This is a genomic window from Halorubrum sp. AD140, from assembly GCF_034497445.1.
Taxonomy (GTDB): Archaea; Halobacteriota; Halobacteria; order Halobacteriales; family Haloferacaceae; genus Halorubrum.
Map to the genome: position 1 here is coordinate 1 of NZ_JAXRUU010000009.1, position 16,059 is coordinate 16,059.

At 65.7% G+C, this 16,059-nt stretch carries 15 protein-coding genes and 1 tRNA gene; 10 read left to right on the plus strand and 6 right to left on the minus strand.

Going from position 1 to position 16,059, the window contains the following annotated elements:
* Positions 1-3 precede the first annotated feature (3 nt).
* Positions 4-88, plus strand: a tRNA-Leu gene (locus tag U4E84_RS03775).
* A 207-nt stretch (positions 89-295) separates the two neighbouring features.
* On the opposite strand, the gene U4E84_RS03780 is transcribed toward U4E84_RS03775, so the two are convergent.
* Positions 296-1,027: a winged helix-turn-helix domain-containing protein gene (locus U4E84_RS03780; RefSeq protein ID WP_322530767.1), complete on the minus strand. Its 732-nt coding sequence runs from the start codon at positions 1,025-1,027 to the stop codon at positions 296-298.
* A 35-nt stretch (positions 1,028-1,062) separates the two neighbouring features.
* Between U4E84_RS03780 and U4E84_RS03785 the strand changes: the two genes are divergently transcribed.
* From U4E84_RS03785 to U4E84_RS03815, 6 genes are all read left to right on the plus strand, one after another.
* A complete protein-coding gene (locus tag U4E84_RS03785; RefSeq protein ID WP_322530768.1) occupies positions 1,063-2,442 on the plus strand; it encodes a response regulator in 1,380 nt (459 codons plus the stop codon).
* Positions 2,439-2,654 (plus strand): HalOD1 output domain-containing protein, encoded by a 216-nt coding sequence (locus U4E84_RS03790; protein WP_322530769.1) that lies wholly within the window; start codon positions 2,439-2,441, stop codon positions 2,652-2,654. The genes U4E84_RS03785 and U4E84_RS03790 overlap by 4 nt, the downstream gene beginning before the upstream one ends.
* 615 nt (positions 2,655-3,269) lie before the next feature.
* Positions 3,270-4,418 (plus strand): dimethylsulfone monooxygenase SfnG, encoded by a 1,149-nt coding sequence (gene sfnG / locus U4E84_RS03800; protein ID WP_322530771.1) that lies wholly within the window; start codon positions 3,270-3,272, stop codon positions 4,416-4,418.
* Complete coding sequence (locus U4E84_RS03805) at positions 4,419-5,015, plus strand: NAD(P)H-dependent oxidoreductase (RefSeq protein ID WP_322530772.1); 597 nt, start codon at positions 4,419-4,421, stop codon at positions 5,013-5,015.
* A 94-nt stretch (positions 5,016-5,109) separates the two neighbouring features.
* Positions 5,110-5,358 (plus strand): AbrB/MazE/SpoVT family DNA-binding domain-containing protein, encoded by a 249-nt coding sequence (locus tag U4E84_RS03810; RefSeq protein WP_322530773.1) that lies wholly within the window; start codon positions 5,110-5,112, stop codon positions 5,356-5,358.
* Entirely contained in the window at positions 5,358-5,789 is a 432-nt protein-coding gene (locus U4E84_RS03815; protein ID WP_322530774.1) for a PIN domain-containing protein, read from the plus strand. The genes U4E84_RS03810 and U4E84_RS03815 overlap by 1 nt, the downstream gene beginning before the upstream one ends.
* Positions 5,790-5,801: 12 nt before the next feature.
* On the opposite strand, the gene U4E84_RS03820 is transcribed toward U4E84_RS03815, so the two are convergent.
* A complete protein-coding gene (locus U4E84_RS03820; RefSeq protein ID WP_322530775.1) occupies positions 5,802-6,821 on the minus strand; it encodes an NADP-dependent oxidoreductase in 1,020 nt (339 codons plus the stop codon).
* A gap of 192 nt (positions 6,822-7,013) precedes the next feature.
* Between U4E84_RS03820 and U4E84_RS03825 the strand changes: the two genes are divergently transcribed.
* Complete coding sequence (locus U4E84_RS03825) at positions 7,014-7,931, plus strand: acyltransferase (protein WP_322530776.1); 918 nt, start codon at positions 7,014-7,016, stop codon at positions 7,929-7,931.
* Positions 7,932-8,039: 108 nt separating this feature from the next.
* On the opposite strand, the gene U4E84_RS03830 is transcribed toward U4E84_RS03825, so the two are convergent.
* From U4E84_RS03830 to U4E84_RS03840, 3 genes are all read right to left on the minus strand, one after another.
* Positions 8,040-9,161 (minus strand): CapA family protein, encoded by a 1,122-nt coding sequence (locus tag U4E84_RS03830; RefSeq protein WP_322530777.1) that lies wholly within the window; start codon positions 9,159-9,161, stop codon positions 8,040-8,042.
* A gap of 66 nt (positions 9,162-9,227) precedes the next feature.
* On the minus strand, positions 9,228-10,172 hold the full coding sequence (locus U4E84_RS03835; RefSeq protein WP_322530778.1) for a DUF368 domain-containing protein: 945 nt from the start codon (positions 10,170-10,172) through the stop codon (positions 9,228-9,230).
* A gap of 5 nt (positions 10,173-10,177) precedes the next feature.
* Positions 10,178-13,321 (minus strand): oligosaccharyl transferase, archaeosortase A system-associated, encoded by a 3,144-nt coding sequence (locus tag U4E84_RS03840; RefSeq protein WP_322530779.1) that lies wholly within the window; start codon positions 13,319-13,321, stop codon positions 10,178-10,180.
* A 94-nt stretch (positions 13,322-13,415) separates the two neighbouring features.
* Between U4E84_RS03840 and U4E84_RS03845 the strand changes: the two genes are divergently transcribed.
* Together U4E84_RS03845 and U4E84_RS03850 are read left to right on the plus strand one after the other, a co-directional pair.
* Positions 13,416-14,552 (plus strand): glycosyltransferase family 2 protein, encoded by a 1,137-nt coding sequence (locus U4E84_RS03845; protein WP_322530829.1) that lies wholly within the window; start codon positions 13,416-13,418, stop codon positions 14,550-14,552.
* Positions 14,553-14,637: 85 nt separating this feature from the next.
* Positions 14,638-15,624, plus strand: a complete 987-nt coding sequence (locus tag U4E84_RS03850) for an SDR family oxidoreductase (RefSeq protein WP_322530780.1) — start codon at positions 14,638-14,640, stop codon at positions 15,622-15,624.
* 147 nt (positions 15,625-15,771) lie between these two features.
* Here the strand turns inward: U4E84_RS03850 and U4E84_RS03855 are convergent, their stop codons facing one another.
* The gene (locus U4E84_RS03855; RefSeq protein WP_322530781.1) at positions 15,772-15,990 is read right to left on the minus strand and encodes a sugar phosphate nucleotidyltransferase; all 219 of its coding nucleotides are present in this window, start codon (positions 15,988-15,990) and stop codon (positions 15,772-15,774) included.
* Positions 15,991-16,059: the final 69 nt, after the last annotated feature.

The following is a 16,059-nucleotide window of genomic DNA, read 5'->3' on the forward strand; positions in this document are numbered from 1 at the left end:
CGCGCGCGGGTTGCCGAGCCAGGCCAAAGGCGTAGCGCTTAGGACGCTATCCCGTAGGGGTCCGCCGGTTCGAATCCGGTCCCGCGCATGAGCGAACGAAGTGAGCGAAGAACAGGAGCGGATTTGCAGCCCAGAGGACGAGCGAAGCGAGTCCTCGCGGTTCGAATCCGGTCCCGCGCATACCGCGACGAACACGTCGTGAGCCGCAGCGTCGCGTTGCGGATGAACCCTGCAAGACGCAGCGCGAACGAAGTGAGTGACCGTCTTGCTCCGGTTCGAATCCGGTCCCGCGCACTTACGATTCAAAGATCGACACAACGGACTCTGCGAATTCCGGAACGCTGACGTTTTCCCCCCTATCGAATGAGACTGACACTCTGGAACCGTCCGAAATCCGAACCCTGAAAACGGAGAACTCGGTGAAATGCAGTACTTCTGACCAGCACTCATCGCTTTGAATATTGATCTCGTCGAGAGAATGGTCGAAAACGAGGGTGCGTAAAGCCTCCTCGAACTGTTCGTCGGTGTAATTTGATAGAACCTCTGGATCAGCATACAAAATGGACACCGTGCCCTCGTCGTACACCCCGACGAACCGCAACCGGTCATCGAATTCGCCCCTCGCTAACTCTACTAGCGAGCGTTCCGTTGGTGTTGAGGGCTCCGCGAGAGTCCAATCGACACGCTGAATCTCCCTTTTTATCTCGGGCCATACCTCTTTACCCCTGTCAGTGAGACCGTAGTAGCGACCGACGGTTCGACCCTCCGGCACCCGGAGTTCTACCACGTCGTGCTCCCGTAACTCCGACAGCGCACGGGAGACGTGTGGACGGCGAATATCCACGCTATCTGCAATCTCTTTCGGGGTGGCTCGGACCGTTTCAGCAAGATGTTCGAGCACGTGCGATCGGTACGTAGAACTAAGGATGTAGGATTCCACGTCCTCGATATCACTGTGGTCCGCCATCTCGTAGAATACGTGGTAGAACCGAATTGAAAGTGATGCTCCGTACCAATCTTGTACCAAATTTATAACTGGGATGGACAAAGACATATCCGTGTATGGCGACGACGGCCCAAACCGACTCCATCCACGTCCTCCACGTGGACGATGACCAGAGGTTCGGCGATCTGGTGAAAACATACTTAGAGACAATCGATGGGGAACTCACCGTTCACACGGAACCGAACCCCCAGAACGGAGTCGAATACATTGAGGCCGAGATGATCGACTGCGTTGTCAGTGACTATCAAATGTCTGATATGGATGGTCTCGAATTTCTCGAAGTCGTCCGAGACGAGTACCCGAATCTACCGTTCATCCTGTTCACCGGAAAGGGGAGCGAAGAAATCGCTTCCGAGGCCATTCAAGCCGGTGTCACTGATTACCTACAGAAAGGTGGGCCCGAAGAGTACGAACTCCTGGCGAACCGTGTCCAGAACGCGGTCACTCAGTACCGCACCAAACGATGGTCGAAAGTGACCCAGGAGCGCCTCCTCCAGCTATACGAGCTGACTGACGGGTTTTACAGCCTTGACGCGGACTGGACGATCACATATTGGAACCGGCAAATGGAGAACCGGACGGGCCTCACATCGGACGACGTCGTTGGCGAGAACTACTGGGAGGTCTTTCCCGAAGCCGTCGATACGGACGTTAGCGGCTACTTTTACACGGCGATGGACTTGCAAGAAGAGATCGAGACGGAGCTATACTACGAACCACACGAGTACTGGACGGAACTCCGAATATACCCCGTCGACGGAGGCCTGTTCGTCCACTCTCGAGACATCACCGAGAAGCGTGAACGCGAACAGGAGGTTCAGTACCGAAACGAGTTGCTCGAATCCTTTGCGGGAACCGTCTCGCACGACTTGCGGAATCCGCTCAATGTCGCTGAGGGAAAACTCCAGTTAGCACAAGAGACGGGCGACTTTGAGCATCTCGAGGAAGTCGCTCAAGCACACAATCGCATGCGTAACCTCATCGATGAGCTTCTACACGTCGCTCGTGGCAATGAGTTAGATCTCTCGGCGATCTCGTTACAGGGCGCCTCCGAGCACGCTTGGAACACGGTCACCTCGGGCGACGCGGACCTCGTCGTCGAAGATGACGTAGCGTTCGAAGCGTACGAGAGTCAACTACGCCGCTTGTTCGAGAATCTCTTCTGGAACGCGCTTGACCACGGGGACGCCACAGTCCTCAGAGTCGGTGCACTCGACGATGGGTTCTACGTCGAAGATGATGGGAGCGGTATCCCGCCCGATCATCGAGAACGAGTGTTCGAGTCGGGCTTCTCGACGGGTACCGAGAGTCCCGGATACGGATTATCCATCGTGAACGGAATCGTTGACATGCACGACTGGGAGATCGCGGTCGTCGACGGTACTGACGGGGGAGCCAGATTCGAGATCACCGACGTCGAACTCACATCAACATGACGACCGAAGACACACTTCATCGAATCGTATCGGCCATCGATGAACTAGACGATCGTGACGTGAGAGACCTACCTCTGCTCTACGACTCAGTAGACCCACAGGCGTTGGAATCATTAGTTGCGTCAGGGGTGACACGCATCGAGTTCGAGCACGCGGAGTACCGGATCGTGATTACGAACGGTGAGGTTACCGTTCACGAGCAGAACGGCTAGCGGCAGCAACACAGACGAGGTAGACAGACGCTCAGCCGGCGCTGACTGTACGGCCGCCACCGAGTGTGACGACGGCCTAGTAGCCGCGGACGATCAAACTCACTTCCACGGACTCGGCACGAGGTCGGCCTGTATCTCGGGACCCACCGTGATCCGGAAGCCGGAGCGCGGTTCCGCCACGCAGAGCAGGACCTACCCTTCCGTCTCTTCGGGATTGTGGGGATCTCTGGACTTCCAGCGGGAACAGCCTCTCTCGCCAGAGGGACTGCTGGTGCACCTTCGTGTCTCAGGCCCAGATGTAGCTGTTGTCACCGTACGTTCCGGCCTCCACTTGACATCCTCCTCGAGCTGAAGCGCGAGGCGTTCTCCTTGATTCTCCGTAAACTAGGTCGAAGCCGGGGGAGTACGTCCCGGGGCGGTCCGCTCGCTGGAGATCATCACTCCGTGCCGGGACCGATACCAGGAGTCGTAGTTCATCTCCTTGTCGCCGTAAGTGGGCTCCCGTCAACCTTTGCCGACGACCGGGTCCGTCCGCAAACCCGGCCGCTACCGCGGAACGCCGACAGCGTTCGCCGTGGTGAACCGGATTAAGCCGACAGGGACTGATGCGGGGGTATGGACACCGAATTCGCGTACTGGGTCCCCAACGTCAGCGGCGGGCTGGTCGTGTCGGACTGGGAGACGGAGACGGACTGGACGTACGACTACAACCTCGACCTGGCTCGGACGGCCGAGGACGTCGGCTTCGACTACGCGCTCGCGCAGGCGCGCTTCTTCGGCAGCTACGGCGCGGACAAGCAGCTCGAGGCGCTGTCGATCGCCAACGCGCTCGCGGCGCAGACCGACGAGCTCCACGTCATCGGCGCGGTCCACCCCGGGCTGTGGGAGCCGGGCCCGCTCGCGAACTTCATCGCCACCGCCGACCGCATCAGCGACGGGCGGTTCTCGATCAACGTCGTCTCCGGCTGGTTCAAAGGGGAGTTCACGGGGTTCGGCCAGCCGTGGCTCGAACACGACGAACGGTACGCCCGCTCGGCGGAGTTCATCGAGGTGCTGAAGGCGCTGTGGACCGAGGAACGGGCGACGTACGACGGTCGGTTCTACACAATCGGCAGGGGCATCGACGGCTTCGAGGGCGCCCCGCTGGAGCCCAAGCCGATACAGGACCCGTACCCGCAGGTGTTCCAGGGCGGGAACTCGCAGGCGGCCCGGAAGATGGCCGCGAAACACGCCGACGTTCTCTTCATCAACGGCGGGAGCCTCCAGGACATTCGCGCCGTCATCGAGGACGTCGAGGAGTACGCCGCAGCGTTCGACACGGAGGCGCCGCGGTTCGCCGCGAACGCGTTCGTCATCCAGCGCGACACCGAAGCCGAGGCCAAGGCGGTCCTGGAGGGGATCATCGAGAACGCCACCGACGACGCCGTCGACGCGTTCAGAGAGCAGGTAAAACAGGCCGGCCAGGCGTCGGCCGAGGGCGAGGGGATGTGGGCCGACTCCGACGTCGAGGACCTCGTCCAGTACAACGACGGGTTCAAGACCGGGCTCATCGGGACCGACGAGCAGATAATCGAGCGGATCCGGAAGCTCGACGCCGTCGGCGTCGACGTCGTCCTCGCCGGATTCCTCGACTTCGAAGCCGAGCTCGAGCGCTTCGGGGAGACGATCATCCCGGCGGTCGAGGCGGCCGACCCGCTCGATCCGGCCGACGTCGACGCGGTTGACGAGATCGAGACGGTCGCCGGCGCGGAGGTGGCTCGGTAGATGGCCGACCGAACGCTCCTCGGGATCGTCGGCAGCGTCTCCGCTGACTCCCGCACGCGGACCGCCGTGGAGGTCGCGCTGGAGGCGGCCGCCGACACGCACGGCGTCGACACCGACGTCCTCCACCTGGCCGACTACGACCTCGCAGTCGCGGACGGTCGCGGTATCGACAACCACGAGGGCGACACCGCCGACGCGCTCGCGCAGATCGTCGAGGCCGACGCGTACGTCGTCGGGACGCCCGTGTACCGCGGGTCGTACTCGGGCGCGCTCAAGAACCTCCTCGACATGGTTCCCCGCGGGGAGTGGCAGGGCGACGTCGCGCCGTTCGAGAACGCCGCGGTTGGGCTCGTCGCGACGGGCGCGAGCGACCACCACTTCCTCGCGGTCGACCAGGAGCTCCGCCCGGCGTTCGCCTTCTTCGGCGCGCACGCCGTCGGCGGCGCGACGTACGCGAGCGGTGACGACTTCGACGGCCGCGAGCTCGTCGACGAGACGGTCCGCGAGCGCCTCGCGACGCTCGGCGAGGCGACGGTCGAGCTGGCGGCGGCGATCGACGAGTCGGCGGCGCTCGCCGACCTCGGGCCGGCGATCTGAACGAGACGAACGTCTCGACACCGCCACGGCGAGAGAGCGTCTCCAGGCAAATTTGAAGGCAAATTATTTCTGATCGCCCCGTGTATGTGTACATATGTCTCCAGAGATCGAAGACGAAACGACGGTAAACGACAGCTACTCCGTGACGGTCCCGGCGGCGGTACGGCGCGAGGCCGGCGTCGAAGCCGGTGACAAGATCCGCTGGCACGTCGACGACGAGGGGTCGCTTTCGATCGGGCTCGTCAAGCAACACTACGGCGCGTTTTCCCAGCTGGAACCGGTCGACGTGGGTGAACCGACCGATGCCGCAGAAGATCACGACCTGATTGCCGGCGAGTACTGATGGCTGCTGTCGTCGTTGACGCGAACGTGCTCATCGCAGCCCGTCTCTCTCGCGATCAGAATCACGAGCGCGGAGTAGCGATCGCACAGGCGATCGATCACGGAACGCTTCCGACGGGGTACGTACTGAGTGACGTTCTCGAAGAGATTATCAACTATCTCCAAGCGAGAGCCGGGCACGGTGTCGCCACAGAAACGCTCGATGCCGTGATCGAGAGTAGCGGATTCTCCCTCAAACGGACACCGAAGTCCGATTTCGATGCGGGTCGTTCGCTGTTCCGACGCTACGAGGAGCTCTCACTGACCGATGCGATCATCGTCGCGGCGATGCAGCGAGAAGAGATCGAATACCTCTACAGTTTCGACGACGGATTCGACAGCGTTTCTGCGGTTACCCGTCTCACCACACCGACGAATCCGTTCGAGCAGTAGCGTCTCTGGTGGTTAGTCGTTCGACGCCGACACCCGCACCACCTGCTTGCCGATGTTGTCGCCCGAGAAGAGCCCGAGGAAGGCGTCGGGGGCGTGCGCTAGCCCCTCGACGACCGTCTCGCGATGTTCGAGGTCGCCGCTCGCCACCCAGCGACTGAGCCGCTCGCTCGCCTCGCCGAACCGGGTCGCGAAGTCGCTCACGAGCAGTCCCTCCACCCGCGCGCGGGCCGGGATCAGCCCCGGGAGCTTCCGCGGCCCGGTGGGCGTCTCCTCGTCGTTGTAGTGGGCGATCTGCCCGCAGACGGCGACGCGGGCGTCGAGGTTCAGCCGCGGGAACACGGCGTCGGTGATCGGTCCGCCGACGTTGTCGAAGTACACGTCGACGCCGTCGGGCGCGGCCGACTCGAGGGCGGCGCCGTAGTCGTCGGTCGCCTTGTAGTTGATCGCGGCGTCGAAGCCGAGGTCGTCGGTGAGCCACGCGGTCTTCTCGTCGGAGCCGGCGAAGCCGACCACGCGACAACCGGCCCGCTTCGCGATCTGGCCGACGACCGAGCCGACCGCGCCCGCGGCGCCGGAGACGACGACCGTGTCGCCGGGCTTCGGCTCGCCGACCTCCAACAGCCCGAAGTAGGCGGTCCGTCCCGGCATCCCGAGCACGCCGAGGTACGCCTCGGGGTCGGCGACCGCCGGGTCGACCGGCGCGACGTCGTCGGCGTCGAGCGTCGCGTAGTCGGCCCACCGCCCCTCGCCGGTGACGAGGTTGCCCGCGGCGTACGCGTCGGCCTCGCTCTCGATCACCTCGCCGACGATCCCGCCCCTGAGCGGGTCGCCGACGGCCCACGGCTCGGCGTACGACTCCGCGTCGCGCATCCGACCGCGCATGTACGGGTCGACCGAGAGGAACCGAGTGCGGACGAGGAGCTCGCCCGGCGCGGGGGAGGGAACGTCGGTCTCGCGCAGTTCGAAGCAGTCCGGCTCGGGCTCGCCGGTCGGTCGCTCGGCGAGCAGCCACTCGCGGTTGGTTCGTGTCACGGTTGCCGTTGCGCTTCGTGACTCAATAGAGTTCGGTCGTCAGCGGGGCCGACGTCGCGGGAACGCGATCGACGTCGGCGTCGACACGATCGGTCGACTCTCGCAACGGCGTTACCCTCTGCGGGAGGCCGAGCGGCGGGTTCGCGTTGTTTGCCCGAAATAGTTAATGGTCATTATTGACATTTGAATCGTATGACAAAACGGTCAGTCACCGTCTCGCCAGAGGTCCGGGCGCGGATCGACCGTTACGTCGACTCCGTCGACGACCGGCTCGCAGGCGCGGAGCCGACGGCCGAAGTGGTACAGGAAGTCCTCGCCGAACTGCACGGCGACGGCGACGCGTACGAGCGATGGCAGGCCGGCGAGTCGATCGGCCCCGCCGAGCGAATCCGTCTCGATCGGTACGATCCGCGGAACGTGCTCGTGAAGGCAGACGAGTGGGCCGAGACGGACGAAGCGGCGTTCCGTGAGGCGAAGTCGATCAAGTGGTTGTGGGCCGGATTCGACGCGTCCCCGGCGGCGAACGACCTCGCGTTCGCGCTCCCGTTCCGACAGATGCTGGCGACCCACCTCTTCGCCGACGCCGGCGATGACCTCTTCTTGGAGCGCGGGATCACCTTCCCGTGCGGGCACAACATCGAGATGGGCGATCGCACGGTCGTCCACCGGAACGTGCTGTTGGACGACAGGGGGGCGCTCTCGATCGGCGACCGCGTCTCGATCGCCGACGGCGCGACGATCCACAGCCACGGCCACGACGTCGTCGACCAGACCGACGTTTCCATTTATCTGACCGAAATCGAAGACGACGTCCGGATCGCCTCGGACGCGATGGTGGCCGCCGGCTGCAGCGTCGGCGAGAACGCGATGGTCGGAGCGAAGGGGATCGTCCGCGGCGACGTGCCCGCACACCACATCGCCGTGGGGGCGCCGGCGAAGAGCGTGCGGGTCAAACCGGGGTGGGCGTCCGTCGCCACCGACCCCGGACCGCTGACCGATCGCCGCGAACAGCGGCGCATCGAGTACGACGTTCCAGACGACCTCGAACTCGTCGACGAGTTCCGGAGAGACCTCTCACCGCCGGACAGCGGGGACACCGCCGGAGATTAGCCGCGGCCGATTCACCGTGGTGATCGAGGGCGGTCCTGGAGCCGTTCGCGTTCCGGACCGGAGACTCGCGGGACGGGTCGCACTGGCTGGACTTCGACGCGAGTCCGTTCAGTCCTCGCCCAGCGGGATCGTCAGTCGACCGTCGCTCCGGTCGACCTCGGTTCCGAACGCCGCGGAGCGCTCGGCGACGGTGTCTCGCACCCACGCGGCGACCTCGGAGTCCGCGAGCGTCGCCGCCTCGTCGGCGATCGCGGTCGGCTCGACGCGGACCTCGTCGAGGTCGCCGTCGCGGACGACCAGCTCGAAGAGCGCGCTGCGCTTGTTGTGGACGCCCTCGCGGTCGACGTAGGAGACGTAGTCGTCCACGAAGTCGCCGGCGTCGTAGATGATCGGGCGCTCCCGGTACACCTCGACGCCCTGGAGGACGTGCGCGCTGTGCCCGTGGACGACGTCCACCCCCTGGTCGACGAGCCACCGGCCGAACCGCTCGTGGACCCGCCGCGGTTCGGTCTCCCAGTTCGGTCCCCAGTGCAGCGAGGCGACGACGAGGTCGGGGTCGTGCGCGCGGGCGTCCTCCAGTATCCCCTCGACGAGCGTGCGGGTCGCGGCCGCGGTCGGGTCGAGCGTCGCGAAGGCGGTCCCGGGTCCGGCCGGCGTCGCGGCGAACGCCTGAGACTGGTCCGTGAGCCCGAACGCCGCGACCGTCACGTCGCCCGCCTCGAACGTCGCGGGCTTGAGCGCGGCCGCCTGATCGCTGCCGGCGCCGGCGTGAGCGACGTCGGCGTCCGTCAGGTGCGTTCGCGTGTCCCGCAGCGCGGGCTCGGAGTAGTCCAGCACGTGGTTGTTCGCGAGCGAGACGAACGAGGCGTCCGCCGCCTCCAGGGCCGGCACGGCGAACGCGGGGTCCGCCCGGAAGCGGTAGGTCTTGTCCGGCCACTCCGCGCCGCGGTCGGAGACGCAACACTCCAGGTTGCCGACGAGCCCGTCGAGCGTCTCCAGGCGCGGCAGCGTCGACCCCCAGACGTCGGTCGGGTCGGCGTCGGCCCACCGCTCGTTGACGCTCCGGCCGAGCATGAGGTCGCCGACGAACCCGAGCCGCGCGTCGACGTCGGCGGCGTTCGGGTCGCCGCGCTCGTCTCCGACGCGACGGCCCGGCGAGAGCGACGCACAGCCGGCGACGCCGGCGAGTCCGGCGACGCCTGACGCCAACAGGGTTCGGCGCGTCCGCATCGCTTCGTGGCTTCGACGAGCGTCGATTTCAAGCCTCCGGCTACGAGGTCTCGGGTCCCGTCGACGTCAGTACTCGATCGCCGCCGAGTACCGGTCCAACACGAGCACGAGCGCCGCGCCGCCGAGCGCCGCGAGCGCGAACCGGGGGGCCGCGGCCCGCCACGGCTCGCCGCTCTCGGCCAGCCGGAGCGACACCTCGGCGACGGGCGCCCGGAGCGCGCCGACGATCAGGCTGACGAGGAACGCGAGCGTCGCGGCCCGGGCGCGGGCGAGCGCGTACCGCACGGCGTGAGCGATCGTGAACAGCCCGACGACGCCGCCGAGGAGGAACGTCGCGACCGGCGGGAGCGTCTCGACGAGCGCGTCGCTCCCGTTTCCCGTCGCGAGGGCGGCGAGTCCGTCGACCGCGCGGCTCACCGTCCCCGACATGTACTCGTACTGGCCGAGCACGACCAGCAGGAGCGAGCCGGAGACGCCCGGGAGGATCATCGCGCTGACCGCGACCGCGCCCGCGAGGAACACGACCGGCAGCGAGCTGGGCAGCCCCGTCGAGGCGTACCCCGAGGCGAGAAAGGCGAGCAGGAAGCCGGCGACGGCGGCCCCCTTCCGACGCGGCGTGTCGAGCTCGACGCCGCCGAGCAACACCGCGGCCGACGCCGCGATCAGCCCGAAGAAGAAGCCGTACGTCGCCACCGGGCGGGTCGCGAGCAGATAGTCGACGCCGCTCAACACGACGACGACGGCCGTGCCGATGCCCGCACCGAGCACGAGCAGGAAGGCGCCGTCGACCTCGTGGAACGCGGCGCGAGCGTCCGGGAGGTTGGCGGGGCGAACGCCCGACAGGACGCGCCGAACCTTCCCGGGGTCGATCGCGGTCACGGCCGCGATCAGTCGCTCGTAGATGCCGACGATCAGCGCGATGGTGCCGCCGGAGACGCCGGGGACCGCGTCCGCGCTCCCCATCGCGACGCCCTTCAGGTAGAGCGTCACCCAGTCCCGGAGGCCGACCATGGGCGTTACGCGCTCGCTCCGCCCAGGACGGCCGTGAGCGCGCTCACCGTCGCGGACGTCGCGGTCGCGCCTGCCGGCGCGAGCGCGGCCGACTCGTTGCCGCCGTCGGTGGTGTTGCCGTCGTCGCCCTCGTCGTCACCGACCGGGCAGTCGGGGTCGCCGCTGGGGCAGTCGACGACCTCCTCGTCGAGCTCGACGGTCGCCGGCGCGTCGTCCTCGCCGATCACCTGTCCTTCGGTCACCTCGACCTGCCCGGCATCCCGGGTGGTGTACATATCGTCGTCGGTCGTCTCCTGGGTGGTGACGTTGTACGGGCCGGTCGCCTGGACGCTGGTGTTCGTGTACCCCTCCTCGGGGCCGAACTCGTCGTAGCCGGTCGTCGAGTACGGCACCGTCAGCTCGAACTCGCCGTCCTCGTCGGCCTCGGCGTACTGCGTGTACTCGAACGTCTGGCCCGAGGGCTTCTCCATCTCGACGGTCGCGCGCACCTCCTCGCCCGGCTCGGCGCCCGATCCCTCGATCGTCGCGCCGGGGACGCGCTCGAACGTCTTCACGAAGTCGTCCTGGAACGCCTGGAGCGCGGACACGCCGAGGAGCTCCTCGACGTCGATCCCGAGCTGCTGGAGCGTCTGCACCTGCAGCGCCGAGGGCGACTGTCCCGGCGCCTCGGTGGCGTGGACGAGCCGGTGGTGCTCGAGCGCGTCGACGCGCTCGGACGGGAGGTCGCCCACCCCGCCGATCTGGGCGCTGCCGTCCTCCTCGACGTACTCGCGGGCCGCGCTCATGTTGTCGAACTGCCGAACGGTGGTCTCGGGGTCGCTCGGGAGCGTGTCCACGTCCACCTGCTCGCCGCCCTGCGTCTGAGCGGTCTGGGTCTCCCAGTCGACGACGACCGGCTCGGGCTCGACCGCGCTGCCGTAGTGCTCGTACAGGCGGATCATCTGGCTCTCGTGGTAGCGCTGCTTGTTAACCTGCATCGCTGTCCGGAACCCGCCCTGCTCGGTCTGTTGGTAGAGCACGCGGTTGAAGTCCTCGCGCGTCTCGTTGCCAGAGTAGAACGTGACGGGCGCGCCGAACTTCGAGTTCGGCGAGGCCATCTGCCAGTCGACCATCACGTAGCGGGTGTGCTCGCCTTCCTCGCTCTGGCTCGCGAGCACGTCGCGGGCGTCCGCTTCGCTGGGTGCGAGGAGATAGTCGGCCGCGGCGCCCGCATTTTGTTGGAACGGATTCGCGTTCGGGATGCGCTCCGCGCGGGTGGTGATCCAGTGGCCGTAGTCCCACCACGACTGCACGCCGTAGGCGCCCTCGGGATACTCGAAGTCGCCGTCTTCGGGGGGCTCGTAGGTGTCGTACGGGTCCATCGCGTTGTCCGCGCCCTCGAGCTCGCCCGGCTGGGGCGTCTCGTCGTTCATCCACTGGAGGCTCTCGTCCCACTCGACGACGCTGCCGGGCCCGCTGTTCGCGCCCGCGGCCCACACCGGCGTGGCGACCGCGACGAGCGGGACGACGAGGAGTACGACAAGCACGATCGCGCCCATCGCCTGCCACCCCTCGATCTCGCGGGCGTTCTCGAGCGACGGGAGCGAGAGGACGTTGATCGCGAGCTGCAGGAAGTACGCCGCGCCGACCGCGATGATCACCGCCAGGTAGTAGTTGAAGCGGGTCTGCGTGAACGCGGCGCTCCCGATGAACGCCGCCCACACGACGAAGTAGAGCTCTTCGGCGTCGTACTCGACGAGGAACGTCGCGCCGACGAGAAAGGCGGCGGCGATGACAAGCCCGACCACCTGCCAGTCGAGGCCGACGACACCGCCGACCGCGTCGTAGAGCTGGGGAGCCGCGTAGACGGAGCCGACCACGGCGAGCGCGGCCGGGATGTAGAGGGTGTGAGTGGAGTCGTCGGAGCGGTAGAGGGGACGGGCGAGGACGTAGAGGACCGCGACGAGCGCGAGGAAGAAGGCGAGCCCGTACTGGCCGAGGACGAAGTCGGCGAAGGAGGCGTCCTGGAGGGGGGGAGCGCCCTCGCCGATCGTCTGGAAGCTGGCGTTTGCACTGAAGCCAACGAAGTTGAGGAGGTTATCGGTGAGCGTCGACCACAGCGAGGGAATCGCGAGCCAAACGACGCCCGCAGACGCGAGGATAAGCCCGCCCACAGCGGGTGGGTAGGTCGACGTGTCGAGGTCGCGCCACTCCCACTGGCGGGCGAGCCACGCGAGGAAGACCGCACCGAGGGCGACGCCGAGCGGGAGGACGACCTGGAGCAGCGAGTAGTCGGTCGGATCGAACGAGAACGTCTCAAGGGCGATCACCTGCATCAACCCCGCGACGGCCATCCCCACCGCGCCCGCGAAGGCGACCGGCTCGGGAGTCCGCCCGTGAGAGACGTCGCTCGTGATCTTGATCGCGAGGTATACGCCAGTGAACCCGACCATGAGGACGCCAGGCTGCCACGTCCACATGTAGAGACCGAGCGCGACGCCGGCGGCGGCCGCGTACGCGCTTGGGCGCTTCAGGGCGTCCCAGTCGCGGTCGACGACGAGCTCCCACACCGGCGCCTCGCGCTCGGCGACCGCGAAGGCGACGAAGAAGGCGAGGACTGCGAGACTCTGGAAGAGGACCTCGGCCGCGCTGTGGTCGGGGAAGCCGACGAGCGAGTAGTTGAAGAAGGTGCCCGGGAGCAGTGCGAGAACGACGACGGCGCCGACCGCGGCGAAGCGGTCGACGAACCGACGCGCGATGAAGAACGTGGGAATCGCGACGAGCGTACCAGCGATGGGGGCCATGACGAGCATAACCTCCTCAGGGCTCCCCATGAGCGGGCTGGCGATCCAGATGCCGACCGCCATGATGTGGTCCCACAGGGTACCGAACTGGCCAGCATCTCGCCCGAACGGGAAGCCGGTCCACGGGTCGAACGGGAGCGTGTTCGGCCAGTTCTCCATGAGGTAGCTCGTCGATCGGAGGTGGTACCAGGGGTCGTTACCGCGGAAGTACACCTCGCCGTCCCGGATGAAGTTTCCGTACGACCGAAGGCGGGTCCACAGCATGAACACCATCGCCCCGAGGAGGACCGGGACGTGGTACCACCGTCGGAGGACGTCGAGGGGGGACTCCCCGCCGTCCCCGGCGGTGTCAGTTTGCGCGCTCATTACACGTGGTGTGTACCAAACCGTCAATAAGGCTTGTTATATACCGGCCGCGGGTTCAGAATCCTTATTGATCCCGGCGGGAAAGTCGACGGCAATGAAGGTCTCCGTCGTCGTCTGTACCTACTCGATGGAGCGCTACGACGTCTTCTCGGCGTGCGTCGAGAGCGTCCTCGCCCAGACGCACGCCCCGCTCGAAGTCGTCCTCGTCGTCGACGGTAACGAGCACATGTTCGAACGCGTACGCGAGGACTTCGCCGATCGCGCCGCGGCCGGAGATGCAGAGGATTCGGTCGAGGTTCGTGTAGACGACGTCGGTGACGCTCAGGGTGACGCTGAGAGTGACGACGTAGATTATGTAGATCGCGGTGACAACAGCCGAGCTCCCGCGCTGGGCACCAACGGCAGCGCCGTCGCGGCGGACGCCGACCGCGGAACGGTCGAGGAGATCGTCCTCCACTGCAACGACGAGAACCGCGGCATCTCCTACAGCCGCACGGAGGGCGCGAAGCTCGCCTCGGGCGAGGTCGTCGCGTTCATCGACGATGACGCAATCGCCGAGCCAGACTGGATCGAACAACTGGTGGCGGTCTACAAGGAGACCGACGCGATCGCGGTCGGCGGGCACGTCGCCGCCGACTGGGTCACCGAAAAGCCCGACTTCTTTCCCGAGGAGTTCTACTGGCTCGTCGGCTGCGACGAACGCGGTTTCGGCGAGCACATGGAGGAACTGCGCAACACCTACGGCTCCAACATCTCCTTTCGCCGCGAGGTCTTCCTGTCCGTCGGCGGCTACGACGAGAACACGGGGAGACAGGGCGACCGCCACGTCCAGGCCCACGAAGCGCCGGTGTGTATCCGGATGGCCGACAAGTATGGAAAAGGCGTAATCTACACCACGGATGCCGTGGTCCACCATCAGCTGTTCGACTACCGCGGGGAGTTCCGGTGGCTCGTGTTCCGCTCGTTCTGGCAGGGGTATTCCAAGCGGATCATGGACATTCTGCTGCCCGAGGCGAAAGGCGATAAGAACGATTACCTGGGGCAGCTCATGGGGACGTTCGTTCCCTCGCGGGTGAAAGCGTTGATTCGGCAGCCGTCGATCGCCAAGGTCCAGCAGCTGGTAGCAATCTTCGTGTTTACGGCGGCCGTAGGATTCGGGTACCTGTATGGGCTGGTAAATGTGGATCGGTCGCGGTTGGCCGCACAGCGAGACGTTGCGGCGAGCAAGTGAGACGGGACTCCGGCGGGAACCATCCCGAACCGCCCGCAAGGCCGTTCCGAGAACCTTTTCACCCGGACGACCACCAGTGTGAGCAATGAGGATCCTGGTAACGGGTGGCGCTGGCTTCATCGGCGGCCACCTCGCCGAGCAGTTTGTGGGTGACGGCCACGATGTCGTCGTCCTCGACACGCTCGAACCGTTCTACGACGTGGGGATCAAGGAACAGAATATCAAGGCCGCGCGGAGCGCCGCGGCAGACGGCGATGGGTCGTACGAATTCGTCGAGGGAAGCATCACTGACGCTGACCTCGTGGGCGAGCTCGTCGAAGACGTCCAGTTCGTCTTCCACCAGGCGGCGCAGGCGGGTGTGCGGGCGAGCGTCGACGATCCAGAGAAGACGACGCGGATCAACGTCCAAGGGACGTTCACGCTCCTCGAAGCGGCTCGCGAGCACGGCGTCGAACGGCTGGTGAACGCAAGTTCCTCGTCGGTGTACGGCAAACCGGAGTACCTTCCCTACGACGAAGCACATTCAACGACACCCGTGAGTCCGTACGGGGCGTCGAAAGTCGCCGCTGAACACTACGTTCGGGTGTATCACGAAGTCTACGGTCTTCCGACAGTCTCGTTGCGGTACTTCACCGTGTACGGGCCGCGAATGCGTCCGAACATGGCCTTCACCAACTTCGTCTCCAGGTGTCTCAATGGGGAGTCGCCGGTAATCTTCGGCGACGGCTCGCAGACGCGTGACTTCACCTTCGTCGACGACGTGGTGGACGCGAATCGCCGACTGCTTGAGACGGACGCCGCCGACGGCGAGGTGATTAACGTCGGTTCGACGGGCCGAATCACCATCGACGAACTTGCCCGGGTGATCAGAGACGAGATCGATCCGTCGATCGACATTGAGTACGACAACCAGCGGGAAGGCGATGTGAAGCACACCCACTCCGACGCGTCGAAAGCCCGGGAAATAATCGGGTACGAGCCCGCCGTTTCGATCGAGGCGGGTGCGAAACGGTTCGTCGAGTGGTACCGGGAGAATGAGGACTGGTACGATCCGCTGGTCCGGCGCTCTTGAAAACTCCAAGAGCTCGAATCCGCACCGTTCGACTAACGCTTTCCCGACGTCGACGAGTCAAGTCGCATTACGGGTCGGACGCGTTCTCGCAAGACGCGAGCTGGTCTTAGACGGTACCACGTCCGCGACGGTGTTGACGTTCACCCGTCAGCCGTCGAGTTCGGCCGCACGTACGGTCGACTCGCGGCGGAGTGATCGACGGAGGGCGTCGGCGAGTTCGTACTCGCCCCGCTCCGACGTTGAAATCCGACGACAATTATCGAAGATTGTCCGCGGAAGCACGTAGAGGCCCGTTGTCACCAGCGACGACGGTGGGTCGTCGGTCTTCTCGACGACGTCGACGATGTGGCCCGAAGGATCCGTCACCACCTAGCCGGTTTCGTGGGCGGTCTCCGCCGTGGCCCGTACGACCAAGAGCGCGGCGTCGACCGATGG